Annotated in this window: 16 protein-coding genes, 1 tRNA gene and 1 pseudogene; 13 read left to right on the top strand and 5 right to left on the bottom strand. The window is 59.9% G+C overall.

Going from position 1 to position 19,461, the window contains the following annotated elements:
• Positions 1-39 precede the first annotated feature (39 nt).
• The 6 genes from NTD87_RS21585 to NTD87_RS21560 all read left to right on the top strand — a co-directional run bounded on the left by NTD87_RS21585 (position 40) and on the right by NTD87_RS21560 (position 4,578).
• Complete coding sequence (locus NTD87_RS21585) at positions 40-798, top strand: carbon-nitrogen hydrolase family protein (protein ID WP_262116209.1); 759 nt, start codon at positions 40-42, stop codon at positions 796-798.
• 9 nt (positions 799-807) lie between these two features.
• Positions 808-1,242 (top strand): GNAT family N-acetyltransferase, encoded by a 435-nt coding sequence (locus NTD87_RS21580; protein WP_262116208.1) that lies wholly within the window; start codon positions 808-810, stop codon positions 1,240-1,242.
• Positions 1,243-1,377: 135 nt separating this feature from the next.
• Entirely contained in the window at positions 1,378-2,019 is a 642-nt protein-coding gene (gene uvrY, locus NTD87_RS21575) for a UvrY/SirA/GacA family response regulator transcription factor (protein WP_019690936.1), read from the top strand.
• 2 nt (positions 2,020-2,021) lie between these two features.
• Entirely contained in the window at positions 2,022-3,845 is a 1,824-nt protein-coding gene (gene uvrC / locus NTD87_RS21570; RefSeq protein ID WP_262116207.1) for an excinuclease ABC subunit UvrC, read from the top strand.
• Between the two features lie 33 nt (positions 3,846-3,878).
• Positions 3,879-4,439: a CDP-diacylglycerol--glycerol-3-phosphate 3-phosphatidyltransferase gene (gene pgsA, locus NTD87_RS21565; protein WP_262116206.1), complete on the top strand. Its 561-nt coding sequence runs from the start codon at positions 3,879-3,881 to the stop codon at positions 4,437-4,439.
• 63 nt (positions 4,440-4,502) lie between these two features.
• Positions 4,503-4,578, top strand: a tRNA-Gly gene (locus NTD87_RS21560).
• Positions 4,579-4,742: 164 nt separating this feature from the next.
• Here NTD87_RS21560 and NTD87_RS21555 read toward each other — a convergent pair.
• The 5 genes and pseudogenes from NTD87_RS21555 to NTD87_RS28150 form a co-directional block, all read right to left on the bottom strand.
• The gene (locus NTD87_RS21555) at positions 4,743-6,482 is read right to left on the bottom strand and encodes a dipeptidase (RefSeq protein WP_262116205.1); all 1,740 of its coding nucleotides are present in this window, start codon (positions 6,480-6,482) and stop codon (positions 4,743-4,745) included.
• 697 nt (positions 6,483-7,179) lie between these two features.
• A complete protein-coding gene (locus NTD87_RS21550; protein ID WP_262116204.1) occupies positions 7,180-7,581 on the bottom strand; it encodes an ester cyclase in 402 nt (133 codons plus the stop codon).
• Between the two features lie 57 nt (positions 7,582-7,638).
• Positions 7,639-8,397: an SDR family oxidoreductase gene (locus tag NTD87_RS21545; protein ID WP_262116203.1), complete on the bottom strand. Its 759-nt coding sequence runs from the start codon at positions 8,395-8,397 to the stop codon at positions 7,639-7,641.
• A gap of 141 nt (positions 8,398-8,538) precedes the next feature.
• The gene (locus NTD87_RS21540) at positions 8,539-9,474 is read right to left on the bottom strand and encodes a LysR family transcriptional regulator (RefSeq protein WP_262116202.1); all 936 of its coding nucleotides are present in this window, start codon (positions 9,472-9,474) and stop codon (positions 8,539-8,541) included.
• Between the two features lie 191 nt (positions 9,475-9,665).
• A pseudogene (locus NTD87_RS28150) lies at positions 9,666-9,740 on the bottom strand (hypothetical protein); the annotation flags it as partial.
• A 561-nt stretch (positions 9,741-10,301) separates the two neighbouring features.
• On the opposite strand from NTD87_RS28150, the gene bcsE reads away from it, so the two are divergent.
• Genes bcsE through bcsB form a run of 7 tightly spaced genes read left to right on the top strand, consistent with a single transcriptional unit; the run spans position 10,302 to position 19,459 of the window.
• Positions 10,302-11,846 carry a cellulose biosynthesis protein BcsE gene (gene bcsE / locus NTD87_RS21535; RefSeq protein WP_262116201.1) on the top strand — a complete coding sequence of 515 codons (1,545 nt, stop codon included), beginning with the start codon at positions 10,302-10,304 and terminating at the stop codon, positions 11,844-11,846.
• Positions 11,843-12,034 carry a cellulose biosynthesis protein BcsF gene (gene bcsF / locus NTD87_RS21530; protein WP_262116200.1) on the top strand — a complete coding sequence of 64 codons (192 nt, stop codon included), beginning with the start codon at positions 11,843-11,845 and terminating at the stop codon, positions 12,032-12,034. The genes bcsE and bcsF overlap by 4 nt, the downstream gene beginning before the upstream one ends.
• On the top strand, positions 12,021-13,649 hold the full coding sequence (bcsG, locus tag NTD87_RS21525) for a cellulose biosynthesis protein BcsG (RefSeq protein WP_262116199.1): 1,629 nt from the start codon (positions 12,021-12,023) through the stop codon (positions 13,647-13,649). Before bcsF ends, bcsG begins: the two co-directional genes overlap by 14 nt.
• Positions 13,619-13,861, top strand: coding sequence for a cellulose biosynthesis protein BcsR (gene bcsR, locus NTD87_RS21520; protein ID WP_262116198.1), 243 nt, complete (start codon positions 13,619-13,621; stop codon positions 13,859-13,861). Before bcsG ends, bcsR begins: the two co-directional genes overlap by 31 nt.
• Positions 13,858-14,580, top strand: coding sequence for a cellulose biosynthesis protein BcsQ (gene bcsQ / locus NTD87_RS21515; protein ID WP_262116197.1), 723 nt, complete (start codon positions 13,858-13,860; stop codon positions 14,578-14,580). The genes bcsR and bcsQ overlap by 4 nt, the downstream gene beginning before the upstream one ends.
• Positions 14,577-17,171 (top strand): UDP-forming cellulose synthase catalytic subunit, encoded by a 2,595-nt coding sequence (gene bcsA, locus NTD87_RS21510; RefSeq protein ID WP_262116196.1) that lies wholly within the window; start codon positions 14,577-14,579, stop codon positions 17,169-17,171. The genes bcsQ and bcsA overlap by 4 nt, the downstream gene beginning before the upstream one ends.
• Entirely contained in the window at positions 17,168-19,459 is a 2,292-nt protein-coding gene (gene bcsB / locus NTD87_RS21505; protein ID WP_262116195.1) for a cellulose biosynthesis cyclic di-GMP-binding regulatory protein BcsB, read from the top strand. The genes bcsA and bcsB overlap by 4 nt, the downstream gene beginning before the upstream one ends.
• The last annotated feature ends 2 nt before the right edge of the window (positions 19,460-19,461 follow it).

The raw sequence follows: 19,461 nt of genomic DNA, 5'->3' as shown, positions 1-19,461 counted from the left end.
TTCAGGATTGCTCGCGGACACTCATCAAGGACAGCGCAGATGACCACACTGACTATCGCCGCCGCTCAATCGATCTCGATTGCCGGTAATCTTCACGCCAATATTGCCCGGCACCAACGCTTCATCCAGCTCGCAGCCGAGCAGGGCGTGCAACTTCTGGTGTTTCCCGAGTTGTCACTCACAGGTTACGAGCGCGGGTTGGCGGCGGAGTTGGCAATCGCGCCGGATGCGGCTGTTTTAAAGCCACTGCGGGATTTGGCTCGGGAGTTGGGTGTAACCACCGTAGTCGGTATGCCTATTCGTCTGTCGGCCGATGCGCCGGTCTTGATTGGCGCGCTGGTACTCGCTGCCGATGGTTCGCTGGGGGTCTACAGCAAGCAGCATTTGCATTCAGGCGAGGAGGTGGCGTTTGCGCCGGGTTCGGGCGGCTCACTGCTGGCCATGGGGGGCGATTCCATCGCGCTGGCGGTGTGCGCTGACTTTTCGCATGCCAGTCATCCCGCCGAGGCCGCTGACAAGGGGGCGAATATTTACGCTGCTGGCGTGCTGATTACGGAAGGTGGTTATGCACCGGATACTGCATTGCTGCAGGGTTATGCCAGCGAGCACTCGATGGTAGTGCTGATGGCCAATCATGGTGGTGCAACGGGCGGCTGGGAGTCGGCAGGACGCAGCGCAATCTGGGCGTCGGATGGTTCGTTGATAGCGGCAGCTCCGGGAACCGGGGATTTACTGGTGATCGCCCGCCGAAATGCAAGCGAGTGGAGCGGGGAGGTCGTGCCGGTGGTGAGTGCTTGAGGAGGGCGAATGGGTTTTGAGCTGCGATTGGCCTCTTCGGAACATTTGCCATTTGCTCGAGCGTTGACGTGCCAAACCATGCTTGGCTATTACATCAGGCATGATCTACCGTGGATCGACGAGGCCTTCGATGCTGCCTGGGCAGGTCGGGAAAACTGGCTGATTTGCCAAAATGAAACGGTGCTGGGTTTTACCAGCCTGAGTCGCGACTCGAAGGCCCTGTACATTCGCGAGTTGCATATGGTCGAGGCCTTTCGCGGTCAGGGCGCTGGCGCCTGGACCCTCGAGCAGGTGTTTTCAAAAGCCTGTGCGGAGCATCGTCCGGCGCTGCGTCTGACGGTGTTCAAGGACAACCCGGCTCAAGCGCTTTATCAGCGCATGGGCTTGCAGATAGTCGGGCAGGACGACTGTTTCCTGAGGATGGAGCGCAAATGTCCGCGCTGAAACGTCTGCAAAGCGTGTAGCTCAAGCCCCTCAAGACGAATTGAAACTTTTTATATGGCGCTTGCTGCTAGGTCTGCCGGATGCTTTTTGCTAAGGTGTTCGGCAACCAATAAGACTATATCGCGAGGTGTCTGCTTGATTAGGGTGCTAGTAGTCGATGACCATGATCTCGTTCGTACAGGTATTACACGAATGTTGGCTGACATCGATGGTCTGCAAGTAGTCGGCCAGGCTGAGTCGGGGGAGGAATCCCTGCTTAAAGCGCGTGAGTTGAAACCGGATGTGGTGCTGATGGACGTCAAGATGCCCGGGATCGGCGGTCTTGAAGCCACGCGCAAGTTGTTGCGCAGCCATCCGGACATCAAAGTCGTCGCAGTCACGGTGTGCGAGGAAGATCCGTTTCCTACCCGACTGTTGCAGGCAGGCGCTGCGGGCTATCTCACCAAGGGCGCCGGGCTTAATGAAATGGTCCAGGCGATTCGCCAGGTATTTGCCGGGCAGCGTTACATCAGCCCGCAAATTGCCCAGCAATTGGCGATCAAATCGTTCCAGCCGAGCAATGATTCACCCTTCGATGCCTTGTCAGAGAGGGAGATCCAGATCGCCTTGATGATTGTCGGCTGCCAGAAGGTCCAGATCATTTCCGACAAACTATGCCTGTCGCCAAAAACCGTGAACACCTACCGTTACCGCATTTTCGAGAAGCTTTCGATCAGCAGCGATGTTGAGTTGACGCTGTTGGCGGTTCGTCACGGCATGGTCGATGCCAGTCTCTGACAATGACCGACCCGTTTGATCCAAGCGCCTTTCTTTCGACCTGCAGTGGGCGCCCCGGTGTGTATCGCATGTTTGGAAGCGATGCGCGCCTGCTGTACGTGGGCAAAGCCAAGAATCTGAAAAAGCGTCTGGCGAGTTATTTTCGCAAGACCGGCCTGGCACCCAAAACGGCTGCGCTGGTGGGGCATATTGCCCAAATCGAAACCACCATCACCGCCAACGAAACCGAAGCACTGCTGCTTGAGCAGACGCTGATCAAAGAATGGCGGCCGCCCTACAACATTCTCCTGCGTGACGATAAGTCCTATCCGTATGTGTTTCTTTCGGAGGGAGACTTTCCACGCTTGAGCATCCACCGCGGTGCGAAAAAGCCGAAGGGCAAATACTTCGGTCCTTATCCTAGTGCGGGTGCGATCCGTGAAAGCCTGAGCCTGCTGCAAAAAACCTTTTTTGTTCGTCAGTGCGAAGACAGCTACTACAAAAACCGTACGCGACCGTGCTTGCAGTATCAGATCAAACGTTGCAAGGCACCCTGCGTCGGTCTGGTCGAGCCGCAGGTGTACGCCGAGGATGTGCGTCACTCGGTGATGTTCCTCGAGGGTCGTAGTAATGCGCTGACAGACGAGCTGTCCGCAGGCATGGAGCAGGCGGCGAGTACCCTGGATTTCGAGCGTGCGGCCGAGCTGCGGGACCAGATTTCCCTGCTGCGCCGGGTGCAGGATCAACAGAGCATGGAAGGCGGAACAGGGGATGTCGATGTCATCGCGGCATTTATCAATCCGGGCGGTGCCTGCGTTCATTTGATCAGTGTCCGCGGTGGGCGGGTGCTGGGCAGCAAGAACTTTTTCCCGCAGGTGGGTATTGAAGAGGATGTTGCCGAGGTCATGGCGGCGTTTCTTGGCCAGTACTTCATCAGCAGTCCCGAGCGCGACTTGCCGAGCGAATTGATCGTCAATGTGGTCCACGAGGACTTCCCGACCCTGATCGCGGCCATCGAAGAGCTGCGCGGTCGCGAGTTGACCATCAGCCATCGGGTTCGTGGTACGCGAGCGCGCTGGCAGCAACTGGCCGTGACCAATGCCGAGCAAGCGCTTGGCGCGCGGCTGGCCAATCGTCAGCACGTTGCCGCACGGTTTGAAGCCTTGGCGCAAGTGCTTGACCTGGATGAGCCGCCGCAACGGTTGGAGTGCTATGACATCAGCCACTCCAGCGGCGAAGCAACTGTGGCGTCCTGCGTGGTGTTTGGCCCCGAAGGGCCGCTCAAGTCTGACTACCGTCGCTACAACATCGAAGGTGTCACGCCGGGCGATGACTACGCGGCGATGCACCAGGCATTGACTCGACGCTTCAGCAAGCTGAAGGACGGCGAGGGCAAGTTGCCGGACATATTGCTGGTGGATGGCGGCAAGGGGCAGCTATCCATGGCGCGTGATGTGCTCAACGAGTTGGCGGTGCCCGACCTGATTCTCTTGGGCGTGGCCAAAGGCGCGACGCGCAAGGCCGGATTTGAAACGCTCTACCTCAATGACGCCGCCCATGAGTTCACCTTGCGCGGGGATTCTCCAGCGCTGCACTTGATTCAGCAGATCCGCGATGAAGCCCACCGCTTTGCAATTACCGGTCACCGCGCACGGCGTGGGAAAACTCGTCGCACCTCGACACTCGAAGGCGTTGCCGGGGTAGGGCCGACACGGCGGCGTGACTTGTTGAAACATTTTGGTGGATTGCAGGAGCTGTCTCGTGCAAGCATCGAAGAGATCGCCAAAGCACCGGGGATCAGTAAAAAGCTCGCTGAGTTGATTTATGCAAACCTGCACAGCGAGTAGAATGCCCAACTCACCTCGTAGCCAGTTGTGCCGATGAATATCCCTAATCTGATCACCGTTCTACGCGTTCTGCTCATCCCGATCTTCATTTTGTTGTTCTACCTGCCGTACCAGTGGAGCTACCTGGCATCCGCCTCGGTCTTCGCGTTCGCTGCGGCGACGGACTGGCTCGACGGATACCTTGCCCGCCGTCTGGAGCAAAGCACACCGTTCGGGGCCTTTCTCGATCCTGTTGCCGATAAACTGATGGTGGCGGTGGCGCTGGTATTGCTGGTGCAGGAACACGGCAATCTGTGGCTCACTCTGCCGGCAGCGGTGATCATCGGTCGCGAAATCGTCGTCTCCGCACTCAGAGAGTGGATGGCCGAACTGGGCGCGCGTGCACATGTCGCCGTGTCGAACCTGGGCAAATGGAAAACCGCTGCGCAGATGCTGGCGCTGGTGATCCTGCTGGCCAATCCGTCGGACTTCAGCTTTTGGGTTCTGGTGGGTTATACCTTGCTGATGGTCTCCGCAGGCCTGACATTGTGGTCCATGCTGCAGTATCTACGCGCGGCCTGGCCGCATCTGAAAACCGATGTGGAAAAGAAATAAAACTTTTTTGAATCAAGGGGTTGACGGGGCTTCTAATTTCTATAGAATGCGCCACACCAAGACGCGGGAATAGCTCAGTTGGTAGAGCACGACCTTGCCAAGGTCGGGGTCGCGAGTTCGAGTCTCGTTTCCCGCTCCAAATACAGAAAAACGCCACTCATTGAGTGGCGTTTTTTTTTGCGCGTGATTTTGTTGTCGGCATTGAAAAGAGAGTCTTCGCAGACTGTGCGAAAACCTGGCGATCCGACGAGATCAACACGATCAAAGAGGTGGACCCGCCAGAATAGCGGGTCCGAAAGGGAGTCAGAGCTTCGGCAACTGCCCGATGCGCCCCAGCATCTCGGTCACGATCTGCAGGTCGAGCAGGAACTGGTCGACAGTCTTGAACTCGTTGTCGGTGTGACCGGTGTACTTGACCTCGGGCCTGGCCAGGCCGAACTGCACGCCATTGGGCAGCTCATGGACCGAGGTGGCGCCGGCGGAGGTGCCGAACTTGTGTTCCATGCCAAGGTTTTCGCTGGCCACGGCCAGCAGGGCCTTGACCCAATCACCCTCAGGGTTGCGGTACATCGGCTCGGCGATCGAGTAGTTGAAGGTCGCCGCAATATGGGTCTTCTTGCTCCAGGCGCCAAGCTTTTCGGCGATTTCGGTCTTGAGCGCTTCTGGGGACTTGCCCACCGGCACACGCAGGTTGACCGCGAGCTTGAAGGCTTTTTCATCCATTGCGACATAGGTCAGGGAAGTGGTCAGCGGTCCCATGAACGCATCGGAAAAGCCGACCCCCAATTTGCCACCCAGGTAGTCCAGTCCCCAGTTGTCGGCGGCGTAGCGGGCGGCGTCGGTAATGTGGTTGTGCTTGAGTGCGATCTTCCCGTCGAGGCTGTTGATGAAGTCCAGCATTCTTGCCACCGGGTTGACGCCTGACTCGGGCTCGGAGGAGTGGGCGGAGACGCCAGTGACCGTAAGCTTGACGTCCTTGTCGACGACCTTGGCGGTCACGTCGAAGTTGCCGCCGTTGTGCGTGGCGTAGTCCGTGCCGGCCTTCTGTAGGCTGGCGGCCAGCTCGGCGGGTTTGTCTGTCACGAAGGTGGCGATCGACGTCGAAGGAATCTGGTTGGTGGCCAGCCCGCCCGTTACTGAAGTCATTTCGGCGCCTTTGCCCTCTGCGGCACGCCGGGTAAAACTGGCCATGACGGTGCCGTAGCCTTTCTCGGCAATCACCACCGGGTAGCCGCCATCCAATGCCAGATTGTAGTTGGGTGTCGGGTTGTGTTCGAAGTAATAGGGGATGGCGTCGCCGGAGGTTTCCTCGGTGGTGTCTACCAGCAGCTTGAAATTCCTGGCCAGCGGCAGCTTCTCTTCCTTGATGATCTTCATGGCGTAGAGCGCCACCACGATGCCGTTCTTGTCGTCTTCGGTGCCGCGGCCATACATGCGGTCGCCGACCAGGGTGACCTTGAACGGATCGAGTCGGGTGCCGTCTTTCAAGACCCAGTTCTCCGGCGTCACGGGCACCACATCGGCATGAGCGTGAATGCCCACGACTTCATCGCCAGCGCCTTCGAGGGAGATTTCATAGACGCGGTTGTCGATGTTGCGAAAGTTCAGGTTGAAGGCCTGGGCAAGGCCCTTGAGCTTGTCGGCGATCTTGATGAATTCGGGATTCTCGTGCTGGGCAACGCCGTCCACGCGGAAGGTCGGGATTGCCACTAACTCACGCAGGGTCTCGGTGGCAGCGTTGCCGTACTTCACCCGTGCATAGAGGCCAAGCAGGCGATGGATATCGTTCTGCTGTTCAGGGGACAGGGTCTTGTTGCCCTGGAAAGCACTGATTGCCGGGCCAAGGTCGTCGGTTTTGGCAAGCTCGCTCTTGGCCAGGTGTCCCAGGAACTGCCTGAAATCCGTTACCGATGCATCACTGAAGGTCTTGAGGATGGTCGCGCTCTGTTGCGGTGTGATGTTGGCGTACGCTGGTGTGGTGATCGACGAGAGGCTGGCCAGTATCAAGGTTGTCGCGGCCAGGTGCTTGAGTGAGAAATCCATTGTTGGGGGCATTCCTTTGCAGGTAGTTGGTGAGAAATTTCTGATCGATGAGACAGAAACTTTTCCAAACTAACACCGCGAGGGAGCGGTAGGGGAGTCCCTGAAGTGGGATCTGTCGCACAGAAATGCAAAAGCGACGCAGAAACGAAAAAGCCCTGGAAGGCTCTCAGGGCTTTCAGAGTCGTCGACTACTCATCCCAAGGTTTCTCTGACGATGATCCTGGCTGTCGTTTGCTGAGCTGGCCCTGTGTCGGTCCGATCATCGCTAGCCTACCGGCTGTGGATATGGGCGATGGTCAACAGTAGAAATGCAGCCGCGACTTCGCCGCTTCTGTCGGCCTGGTGCCTGGACAGTACAGCACTCCCACATTTGTTCGGTGTCGTTGGTGAATGGTGTGACCGGCGCTGGCCCCTTGTGGGAGCGTTCAACGGATCGGTGTACGTGTACGCACGTCGAACGCAGCATCGAGTCTTCCTGCATCGTGTAGACGATTGTAGTGGATCATCCCTTTCTCTCATCAACGCGTAGGGCCATAACTCAAACTCGTGCAGAGCCTGCGCGTTGTCTCTAGTGGGCGTGAGCAATGTGCGCCTGAGGAGTGCCGTTCCCTGGACACTTTTTGTCCAGGTCGGGGGGGCCGCATTTTTACTACGTTGCTGGTCGCCGCAAAGACGACCGAGTGGTTGTTCGGGGGCGTCAGTCCGGGAAGTGATCGCCGAACATGGGATGGCCGCCGATGGAGCTTTCGCGCGTCGCCTCGTCCTGGATGACGTCCCAATGTTCGACCATCACGCCGTCCTCGAGGCGGAGGATGTCGACCACGACCCAGTTCGTCGGCTGGCCGAGGCCAGAGAACCGGCCGTGCAGCATGACGAAATCGCCTTGCGCCACAGCGAGCTGGCATTCGTAACGCAGGTTGGCCGGCCCCGTGGTGACCAGACCGAACAGGCCCTCGCGACCTGGGGGTACATGAGCACTATGTTGGATGTAGGAGGGCGACCAGAAGTGTTCGGCCGCAGCCAGATCCTTGCGATTGAATAGGGTTTCGAAGCCTTCGAGAACGATTGCCTTGTTCTCGGTTGGTGTGCGTGCGGTCATAGTCTTGATCCTGTTAACAATGTGAGGGGCAGGCGACCGCTGGGGCCGCCCGGCCGGTCAGCTCAAAGCCGGCCCGGCTGCGATCATGTCGTTGAACTGATTGACCCACGCATGCTCGTTCGGGCCGGGGTTGGCACGCATAGCCTCGGCAGGAGAGACGAGAATTTCGTCCACGCCGCTCTCGAACTGCGTCATCGCTTCAGTAATGAACTGGTCGAGAGGAATAGCGCGCGCTTCCTCGCTGCTATCGAGCAGCTCGGTGCGTACCCAAGGCGGCGCGATTTCGACCAGTTGGATGCCATGTCCCCGCAGCAGGTAGCGCTGTGACAGCGTGTAGGAATGGAGTGCTGCCTTGGTCGCCGAATAGACCGCCGTCACTGCCATCGGCACGAAGCCGAGAACGGAGGAGACGTTGACGATCACCGCATCAGGCCGTGCCTTCAGATGCTCGACCAGCGCCGAGGTCATGCGGATCGGGCCGAGCAGGTTAGTGGTGACGGTCGACAGCGCGAGTGCATCGTCCACCGGCCTGTCTGCGTGATCCAGCATCATGATGCCGGCATTATTGATCAGCACATTCACGTCCGGGTAATTGGCGATGAGAGTCTGTGCTGCCGCCTGGATGCTGCCCGGATCAGTAATGTCGAGCTCAATTGCGGCCATGCCAGGGTTGGCGTCGAGCGTCTCCTGCAGCCGCTCCTTGCGCCGGCCAGAGATGATCACCTTATTGCCGAACGTGTGGAAGGCTTCGGCCAAGCCTCGGCCAATACCGGAGCCGCCGCCGGTGATGAAGATAGTATTGCCGGTCATACGCATGACACTTCTCCTTGATTGATGAAGTAAGGGGCGTCCAGCGCGCCGCTCGGCTGAAAAGGTCGACCGATGCGTCGTGCAGGATGACGGCACTAAATTGGCAGGTGCGGCGGGATCAGAGTAGCCACTCTGGCTCGCTATCTTCTATGTATGGGATGCATAGGTATTGCCGCGATGTGTTCCGAGCGCGTCGCAGCCCTCGCCAAGAAGGCTGGATACAAGATGCTCGATCAAGGCGCGGCCGGCACTCCGGGTACGCGATCCATGGGGGAAGTAGGCATGAACAGGTACGGATTCGGTCTCCCAATCGGTGAGCAGTGCGACGAGTTCACCACTTTCAAGCTCACGCCGGCACGCCCAGGCCGTTGTCGACGTGATCCCCAACCCGGCGGCTGCGGCTGCGACAGCGCCCTCATTTTCGTCGGTCGAGAAGTGAGCCTCGAGCTGAATGGTCCTGGTCTCTCCATTGCGTGTGAACATCCAGCCGCTCGGGACAGTCGAGGCCGGACCTGCAATGATTCGATGTGATTGCAGGTCCTGCGGTGTAGTCGGCTCTCCAGCGGCGCGCAAGTAGGAGGGGGAGGCGAGAATGAACCTGGAGATTGTCATGATCTGACGGCTTGTTGCACTGGAATCCAATAGCCGTCCCAGCCTTATCGCAACATCGATATTTTCGCGGACCAGGTCTTGCCAGTGATCAGCGAGCAGGACCTGGATATGCAGGTTGGGATGTATTGCCGCGAACGGAGCTATACGCGGAATGATTTCCCTTACGCCGATGCTCGTTGGCATGCTGATCCGGACGACGCCACGCAGCTCTCCACCTGCGCGAACGCTCTGCTCAGCTTCTTCCACCGCCGCAAGGATGGGTTCCATGCGCGACAGAAAATCAGCCCCCGCCTCAGTGGGTACAACTGCGCGTGTCGATCTGGCCAAAAGCAGGGTGCCGAGATCGGCTTCGAGTTCGGCAACAATCCTGGAGACCTGGGATTGAGAAAGACCCATTTCGCGTGCCGCGGCCGAAAAACTGCCCAGTCGCGCCACCCTTGTGAACAGCCTGTAGGTGAAAAGGTCCTTCATATAGGCACCTCTTTGGAAACGAAATAGGTGTCCATGGGCAGCTGGGGGCAGCTATGGCCCCCCAGTTGCCGGTGGTGCAGAGTATCAGGCAGCTTCGGTGTAGAAAGGATAGTCCGTGTCACCCACCTCCATGCCACCGAAGAAAGCCTCGCGGTCGTACGGGTTCAGCGGCCAGCTGTTGCGCAGGCACTTTTGGCGCTAGTGAAATGACGGTCGCGGTGGTTGACGGCCTTGAATTTGCTGTCATCAATGGCGACCAGGTTCTCTTCGATGTCTCATGCGCAGCCCAACAACGGTCGCGCGTCGAACAACCGCTCAGATAGAGGGGCAGACGTATCAATTCGCTGTTAACTCTAGGATATAGTGCTCCCCTTAAGAGGGTTTGGAGTATTCCCCAAGCGGCATGAATCAGCTTATTGAAATTGTGCTGACCTACTGGTCGCCAATAAAATGGCGAAATATTGAGTATCACCGTTTGTTCACAATATTTGACCTCGTTGGTAACGACTTATTGACACTGGCAGTCCGACATCATCACAATTGCGCGCCATTACCAATGGTATAAGAGAGTCTGGGAATGGTGATTGGCGGAGAATGTGACGTCTCGTCGTCCTCTAGCCGCTTTATATTGTTTTGAAAGTTCGGTCCCTGAGCATCACAGGGGAATGCTTGGCAGTACGACATCTAATTTATGCTGACTAAGTCTGACACTGAGCTTGGCTCGGAGCACTTGTATTGGTCGTCAGAAAAATGACTCCCTTGCAAAGCTGTGACGGGGAGAAAGTGCTGATCGTGCCGAATCCGGTTTAAAGGGAAGGGAACTACATTTGAGTCAGGTCACCTTAGGCATCCGCCATCTGCGCGATGAGCAGATCTTGTTGCGCGACGGCGGGCTTTATTGGGTGGCCGTGGATCAGGCGAGCGATTCTGCCGCGCTGGCGGTCCAGTGCCTGGCAGCGATGCCGGCCAATGCGCGAGGGATGTTGGTGTGCTGCGGGCATTCAAGTCAGGACCTGGCCCAGCAGCTGGCGGCAGATACCGGTCCCGGTCAGTTGAAGCTGTTTGACATCAACCAGGACGACATCGGCCTGACCCTCAAATCGCTGGTCGGCGAGCTGACCCGTGCTGCTCCTGCTGCCGGCACTGCCATTGTGCTGATGCTGCCGGACAGCGCCTGGCAGAGCGACGTCGCGCCAGAGCTGCGGCATTGCTGCCTGTCCCTGAGGCAATGGCTGGGCGGACGTCAATGCCCCCTGTTGGTGATCAGCCATGGCCAGACGCCTCAACTGCATGAACGTTTGTTGCGGCTCAACGATACGATCTCCGGGCTCGCTCAGCTCTATCGCCGTGATGGGGGCATTCGCTATCAATTGCACTACTGGCACAGCGAACTGGGCGTGTGCAGCGGGCAGGAGTTCGAGCTCGAGTTGCAGGTGGACGGTTTTGCGCTATCGGTCAATGAGCAGGCCACTGTGCAACTGACCCATACCGATGACCAGCGGATCTACCTGACCCAGCGTTCTGTGCTTGAAGGCTCGCCACCGTTGTCGGATCAGTGGCGGCTGTTCGAGAGCCGCGAGGACTTGCTCCAGCAAGCCAGCCACGCTCGTGCTGCCAGCGTCATCGTGGCCATCGACAGCAACCTGCAGGTCGAAGAGTTGGCCCGTCAGATTCACGCCCTGCGCGAGCGTTGCGGCATCGCGCTGAAGATCATCGTACGCGAGATGGAGCCCTGCCTGCGTTATCGGGACGAGCGTCTGCTGGTGTCTTGCGGCGCCAACATCACCGTGCCCTATGGGACTACGCTGGCACACTTCTTCAGCATCATCGACAGTGTCCAGGGCCAGACCTGGCGCCGGAGCCGCACCACCGACTTCCAATCGCTATTCGAGCGCCTGCGACCGCCCGCCGAGCGCGGCCTGTTAGCGCCCCGGGAATTCATCAGCATGGTGGAGCGCGTCTACAGCGGCGCCTCTGGCGAAATCAGCCACCAACTGCTCAGACTGATGCCGCGCGGTGGCCTGGAAATCGAACAGTACTTGAATCAAATCGGCTTGCGTCGCTTCGGTGACGTCGCCTGCGTGGTCAACGGTGCCTTTTATCTGTTCCTGTTTGCCTGTCGCGCAGACGGACTGGAGCCCGCATTGGGGAATATCTGCCGGCTGGCCTGGCGCGATCTGTTCAGCGACTTCCAGATTCTTCCTGGCGTTGAAGCGTTGCCGCGCGAGGACTTCCTCACAGTAGCCTCGCTGCCTCCCACATTCCTTCTGGCAGAAGAACGCACGGCCGGTAGTAGCTCCGCCGAAGCCGCTGGGCGTGGCGCCTATTCGCCTCAACGCACCACACTACCCATTACGGATCCCTGTTCATGAGTTATTCCGAGCTGATCCAGGTGATCGGCCTCACCAGCCTGCTGACCCTCGCACTGATCGTGGTACTGATCAGGTTTGGTCGCCATTTTCTGGCGATCGTGCAGGGTCTATTGCCCCCGCGTTACCTGAAATCCCGTGGCGTGCGTCGTCGCGCCCCTGCCCAGAGCGAGCCCCATGAGCCGGTATGAAGCCATTAACCCGGCGCCAGTGCGCGTCTGGCCGGGCCTGGGTCCCTGGAATCTGTATTTCATCCTCAAGTTCGTACTGCTGTGGGCCGGCTACCTGAACCTGCAGGTATTGCCCAACCTGGTGTTCGCTGCTGCATTGCTGCTGCCGTTGCCACATCGTTATTTGCGCATCCTGCGCACGGTCATTGCGATCCCCGTGGGCGTTGCGCTGTTTTACCAGGACACCTGGCTGCCTCCCTTCAGCCGCCTGCTGGACCAGCCCGGTGTAATGAGTTTCAGCGGTGCATACGTGGTCGAGCTGGTGGGTCGTTTCATCGACTGGAACCTGTGTGCGCTGCTGGCTGTGCTGGTGGTGGTCTATGCCTTCGTCCGTCACTGGCTGCGCCTGACCACCCTGAGCGTGCTGGGTTTGGCCTGGCTGGGCAGCGCCAATGTGCTGGCCCTGCACACCAGCAGCGAGCCGGTCGCGGCGCCGGCCAGTGGCGCCCCCATGGCTGCGGTGAGCACGGCCGCCCCGGACAGCGCGACACTGGAAGCCTACCTGCAGAAGTTCTATAGCACCGAGGCCGGGCGTCAGGTGGAGTTCAAGCCTGCGACTTCTGCCGTGCAGCCTTTTGACCTGTTGCTGATCAATATCTGTTCCATGGCCTGGGATGATCTGGAAGAAGTGGGTCTGCGCGATAACACGCTGTTCCAGCAGATGGACGTGATTTTCGACAGCTTCAACTCGGCCACTTCCTACAGCGGCCCGGCAGCCATTCGCCTGTTGCGCGCCAGTTGTGGGCAGGTTCCGCACAGCCAGCTCTACGGCACCGCCCCGGAGCAGTGCATGTTGATGGACGATTTGAGCAAGCTGGGTTTTTCCAGCGAAGTGATGCTCAACCACACAGGACAGTTCGAAGGCTTCCTTGACGAAGTCCGCGCCCAAGGTTCGTTGCCGGCCCCCTCCGTCAGTACCAGCAAATTGCCGCGTGCACTGGTGGGCTTCGACGGTTCGCCGATCCTGCGCGATGCTCAGGTACTGGACACCTGGTGGAAGCACCGCGAAGAAGAAAAGAGCGATCGCGTGGCGCTGTTCTACAACACCACCACGCTGCATGACGGCAACCGTGCGTTGACCGCCGATGGCGGCACCAAGAGCAGTGATTACAAACCGCGTGCCCAGGGGCTGATCGACGACCTCAATGGCTTCATTAAACAACTGGAGCTCAGTGGCCGTCGGGTGGTGGTGGTGATTGTGCCGGAGCATGGCGCGGCGCTGCATGGCGACCGCATGCAGATAGCCGGCATGCGCGAGATACCGAGCCAGTCCATCACCCACGTACCGGTCGGCATCAAGCTGGTGGGCATGGGTCGCAACCCCAATGCCGCACCGCTGCACATTACCGAGCCGAGCAGTTTTCTGGCCCTGTCGGAAATCATCAGCCGCCTGTACAGCGCCCAGCCCCAAGGGGATGGCCAGGGCCCCAGCTGGTCGGCGCTGCTGAGCAATCTGCCGCAGACGGCGGCAGTCTCCGAAAACGCTGGCACTGTGGTCGTTGACTACGCCGGAAAACCTTACATACGAATCAAGGAGAAAGCAGGATGGCTGCCCTACCCACAGCGCTTCAAGTGAAGGCCAGGGTGCAGTCGCGTGCGGATCGTGCCGATGACATCGCCCGCCTGAAACTGGAGCTTGAGCTGCCCGAGCTGGACTACGTGGACACGTCTGCGCAGATCGAATTGCAAAAGGCCCTGCATCGCTGGCCGCTGCTGGCGGAGATGGAGCGCCTGCAACCCGCGGTCCAGCCGATGATGCATCAGTCCGAATTCGAGACGCTGTCGTGACCGCCCTGAGTTTGCGTGGTTTGCGCGGCGGTGTCGGCACCAGCTCACTGCTAGCGGCCACTGGCCATGCATTGCACAGTCTGGGCGAGCGCGTGCTGCTGGTCGACATGTGCCCGGAGAACCTGCTTCGCCTGCACTTCAACGTCAGCGTCAGCGAACCCGGCGGCTGGGCGCGCGCCATGATTGACGGGGAGGGCTGGAACACCCAGGCCTGGACCGTGGAGCCGGGATTGAGCGTGTTGCCTTACGGCCGCTTGAAACTGGAGGAGCAGGGTCAAATCGAGCAACACCTGCTAAAGGAGCCGAAGCTATGGCGCCACCGACAGGCCAGCCTTGCCGAACACTTTGACTGGATCCTGTTCGATGTGCCCTTGCGACTGCCCGGTCATGCTCGTGTCGGACCCTGCGCGTTGCGCCTGCAGATTGTCGAGGCGGATGCTGCCTGCCATGTGCTGCTGCAGCAGGAAGAAGCCCCCAGCGAGCATCTGCTGATCAACCGTTTCGACCCGGTCAGCCAATTGCAGCGCGACCTGCTGCTGATCTGGCGCAAACAATATGGTGCCCGTCTGTTGCCACTCAACGTGCATCAGGATGAAGCCATGCGCGAAGCCCAGGCGTTCAAGAAACCGGTGGGTGCTTATTCCGAAGCCAGTCTGGCTGCCCAGGATGTATTGAGCCTGGCCACCTGGTGCCTGACCCGACGCTTGGGGGCGGTATGATCGCCCGCGTTTTCCCTTATGCTCACCTGCGTCGACGCTATGACTGTGCGCCGCCAGTTGCGCTGCTGTTGGCGACAATGAGCGCCCTGGCGTGGTTGCTGTTGCGTCTGGAGTCACCGAGCTGGCGCGCTGTGCTCGATCAGCCCAAGCGCTGGTATCCGCAACTGTCCAACAAGACACCGAGTCTGGGCGACCCGTTGCGCTATGCAGTGCAAAGCCTCTGGCTGCTGCTGGTTCGCCCGGCCAAGCCACAGGCGTGGACGCTGTCGACCCCGGCCTGGCTCAAGGCCGTCGGGGCGCTGCACCTGCGGCTGTGGGCTCGGATCGGCAAGGCGCTGGAAGAATTGCCCTTGCGCGCCGAGGCCAGCCCGCAGATTCGCCAGAGCAGCCATTGGTGGAAAGGCCTGGACCGTCGCAGCCAACGATTGGTAAACGCGGCCATCGGTGTCGTCGCCTTTATTTTGACATTGCTATGCATCACAGAGCCCTTCGGCTACGTCGCCCAGCTGGTATTCGTCTTGCTGCTGTGGGGCCTGGCCATGCTGGTGCGGCGGGTTCCGGGACGCTTTCCGACGTTGCTGATGGTGGTGTTGTCGACCATCGTTTCGTGCCGCTACCTGTGGTGGCGCTACACCTCGACCCTGAACTGGAACCAGCCCCTGGACCTGGCGTGCGGGATGATCCTGCTGGTGGCCGAAACTTATTCCTGGGTGGTGCTGATCCTGGGGTACATCCAGACTTGCTGGCCCTTGGGCCGCAAACCGGCGTCGCTGCCGCGCGACACGCGCCTGTGGCCCAGCGTCGACCTGTTGATCCCGACCTACAACGAAGACCTTTCAATCGTGCGGGGTACCGTGTACGCGGCCATGGGCATCGACTGGCCGGCCGACAAGCTGAACATCTACATTCTCGACGACGGCAGACGCGAGAGTTTCCGTCAGTTCGCCGCCGAAGTAGGGGTGGGCTACATCACTCGCAACGACAATCGTCACGCCAAGGCCGGTAACCTCAACCATGCGCTGAAGCAGCTGAACGGCGAGCTGGTCGCCATTTTCGACTGTGACCACATACCTGTGCGCTCATTCTTGCAAATGACCACCGGGGGCTTTTTGCGTGATCCGAAACTGGCGCTGGTGCAGACTCCGCACCATTTCCTGTCACCGGACCCTTTTGAGCGCAACCTCGATGTGTTCCGCGAGCACCCCAACGAAGGCGAGCTGTTCTACGGGTTGATTCAGGATGGCAACGACATGTGGAACGCGGCGTTTTTCTGCGGCTCATGCGCGGTGCTGCGGCGCACCGCGCTGGACGCGATCGGCGGCTTTGCCGTCGAGACCGTTACCGAAGACGCCCACACGGCGCTACGCCTGCACCGCAACGGTTGGAACTCGGCCTATATCAAGGTGCCGCAAGCGGCCGGCCTGGCAACCGAGAGCCTGTCAGCGCACATCGGCCAGCGCATTCGCTGGGCCCGCGGCATGGCGCAGATCTTCCGCACCGACAACCCCTTGCTCGGAAAGGGCCTGACCTTCTTCCAGCGCATCTGCTACGCCAACGCGATGATGCACTTCTTGGCCGGCCTGCCGCGCCTGGTGTTTCTGCTGGCGCCGCTGGCATTTTTGTTCCTGCATGCCTACATCATTTACGCCCCGGCGCTGATGATCCTGCTGTACGTGCTGCCGCACATGATCCACGCAAGCCTCACCAACTCGCGGATGCAGGGTGCCTATCGGCGGACGTTCTGGGGTGAGGTGTACGAGACCGTGCTGGCCTGGTACATCGCGCGCCCCACCACCGTGGCACTGTTTAACCCCAAGAAGGGCAAGTTCAACGTCACCGCCAAGGGCGGCCTGATGGAGCACAACCAGTTTGACTGGAAAATCGCCCAGCCGTACCTGCTACTGTCGCTGCTGAACATTACCGGCCTGGGATTTGCCATCTGGCGTCTGATCTGCGGCCCCCGCGACGAGATCGTCACCGTTGTGGTGAGCATTCTCTGGGTGGTTTACAACCTGGTGATCATCGGGGGCGCCATGGCGGTCGCCGCTGAAGCGCGTCAGGTTCGCCAGACCCACCGTGTACAGGTCAAGTTGCCCGCTGCCGTGCGCCTTGAAAGTGGTCACTGTTACCCAGGCATGTTGCAGGACTATTCCGACGGTGGTGCAGGCATCCAGCTCGACACCTCGCTGTCGCTCGCGGTGGGCGGGAGCATCTCGCTGATGATGCAGCGCGGTACTCGTGAATTCCTGTTCCCGGGCTACATCTGCCGCAGCCACAAGAACTTCATCGGCATCAGCTTCACCAGCCTCAATGCACAACAGAGAGTCGACTTTGTGCAGTGCACGTTTGCCCGCGCCGACGCCTGGCTCAACTGGGGCGAGAATTTTACCCCTGATCGCCCGCTGCGCAGCTTTGTGGACATCGTCAAGCTTGGCGGCACCGGTTACTACCGCCTCTACGAATACCTGCCTGCCTGGATCCGCCGCATCGCCGGCCCGCCTTTGCGAGTGTTGCGCTGGTTGGTCAGTTTCCTGCCGCGCATGCCGGCGGCTGCCCCCATTCCCAATTCCCGATCAGTGAGCGCACCATGAGCCGCTACTTCAGCAAATCCCTTGTTGCCAGTCTGGCGCTCCTGGCCGCCGGCTGCGCCCAGGCCGTCACCGCACTTGCGCCTGTCGCGCCTGTCGCGCCGGCCGTGGTCAGCAACGTACCGAGCTGGAGCACCGCGTACAGCTTCGAGCAGTTGGGTCGTCCCGCCGACAGCCTATTGCTGGGCATCCACAATAGCGACCAGATCGAATTCAGCCTGCGCCGCGATCGCATCGCCAGCGACGCGAAACTGCAACTGGAGTACACGCCGTCGCCTTCGCTGCTGCCACAGATCTCGCATTTACGTGTGTATCTCAACGACGTGCTGATGAGCGTTGTGCCGATCGAGAAGGACCAACTGGGTAAGAGGGTCAACCAATCGGTAGCCCTGGACCCGCGTCTGATTTCGGACTTCAACCGCGTACGCCTGGAGTTCGTCGGCCACTACACCGATGTCTGCGAAGATCCGGCCAACAGCACCCTATGGTTGAACGTGGGGCGCAGTAGCCAGATCCAATTGCAGGAGCAGGCACTGACGCTCAAGAACGACCTGGCCTATTTCCCGATGCCGTTCTTCGACATTCGAGGCCAGGACAAGCCGATCCTCAATTTGGTCTTCGCCGATGCGCCGACCCTGGGCGAGCAGCGTGCAGCCGGTATCCTGGCGTCCTATTTCGGCAGCCAGGCCGCTTGGCGCGGTGCGCAGTTCCCCGTTCTGTTCGACCAGCTTCCGCCCGCGGATGAACACCATCGCGTCAGGTCGGCCATTGTCTTCGCCACCAACGATCATCGTCCGTCCTTCCTGGCGGACACAGACAAGTTCCCGATGGTGGATGCGCCTGTTGTACAGATGATCGACAACCCCCAGGACCCTTACAGCAAGGTGTTGCTGGTGCTGGGTCGCAACGACGATGACCTGGCTGTGGCTGCCCGCGCCCTGGCCTTGGGCGCAGGCGCGTTTCGTGGCTCGCACGTGACCGTCAACAAGGTCGAGCAGCTCAAGCCCCGGGTGCCTTATGACGCGCCGAACTGGATGCGCACGGACCGCTCGGTACGCTTCGCCGAGCTGATCAAGTACCCCGAGCAGCTTCAGGCCAACGGTCTGCAGCCACGGTCCATCACGGTGGACGTGAATTTGCCGCCTGACCTGTTCGTCTGGCGTAACCAGGGGATTCCGCTGCAAACCAAGTTCCGTTATACGCCACCGTCGATCAACGACGAGTCGCGCTTGACCATCAGCCTGAACAACCAGTTCATCACCAGCCTGCCGCTGCAAAGCAGGACCGACAGCCGTCTGGAGGAGCTGCGCCTGGCAGTGTTGTCCAACGAGTCGGCTAACCTCAGCGACAAGCTGCTGGTGCCCGCGCTGAAGATTGGCGACCGTAACACCCTGCGTTTTGACTTCAACTTCGCCAGCACCTTTGGCAGCGCCCAGCGCGACCGTTGCCAGACTTCGCTGCCGGTGAACAACCAGGCCGTGATCGATGAAGAATCGACCATTGACCTGTCCGGCTACTATCACTACATCGCCATGCCCGACCTGCGTGCCTTTGCCCGAGGCGGTTTCCCCTACAGCCGCATGGCTGACCTGTCGGAAACCCTGGTGATGGTCCCGGCCCACAGTCGCCCTGTGCAACTGAGCACTGTGTTCGAGACCATTGCTGGAATCTCTGCGCGCTCAGGCCTGCCTGCGTTTGGCCTGCGGCTGTCGGACAACTGGGACGACGCCAGGGCAGATGTCGATCTGCTGGTATTCGGCGCCATGGCGCCGGGCGTGGGCGATGGTGCCGATGCCAATCTGGTGCTGGATAAGACCCGTGCCTGGCTACTCAAACCGTCCAATGAGCAGAGCGGTAAGTCGGCCCGCGCCGGTCAGTTCAGCGATGAACGCGACCTGGGTGCCAACCGCGTCGAAGTCAACGCCCAGGCACCGATCGCCGCCATTGTCGGCTTGCAGTCGCCGTATCACCCACAGCGCAGCATTGTGGCCTTGCTGGCCAGCGATGACGCCGACTACCAACTGCTGCGCGACACCTTGGGCGACACGGGAAAAATAGACGCCGTTACCGGTTCCGTGGCGCTGATCCGCAGCAGTGGCGTAGGCAGCAGTTGGGTGGGCCAGCAGTACTTCGTCGGCCACCTTCCGTGGTGGCTGTTGCTCTGGTACCAATTGTCCGAGCACCCGATCCTGTTGGCGGCCATGGCCACCATCAGTGTGCTGCTGACGGCCTTCCTGCTGTGGCGTGCACTGCGTTGGGCGGCCCGTCGTCGCCTGGCTGCTCAGGAGTAGTC

The organism is Pseudomonas sp. 6D_7.1_Bac1 (assembly GCF_025465945.1).
In the GTDB taxonomy this organism is placed as follows: domain Bacteria; phylum Pseudomonadota; class Gammaproteobacteria; order Pseudomonadales; family Pseudomonadaceae; genus Aquipseudomonas.
The sequence above is the reverse complement of the archived record's forward strand: the minus strand, read 5'-3'. Positions and strand labels throughout refer to the sequence as shown.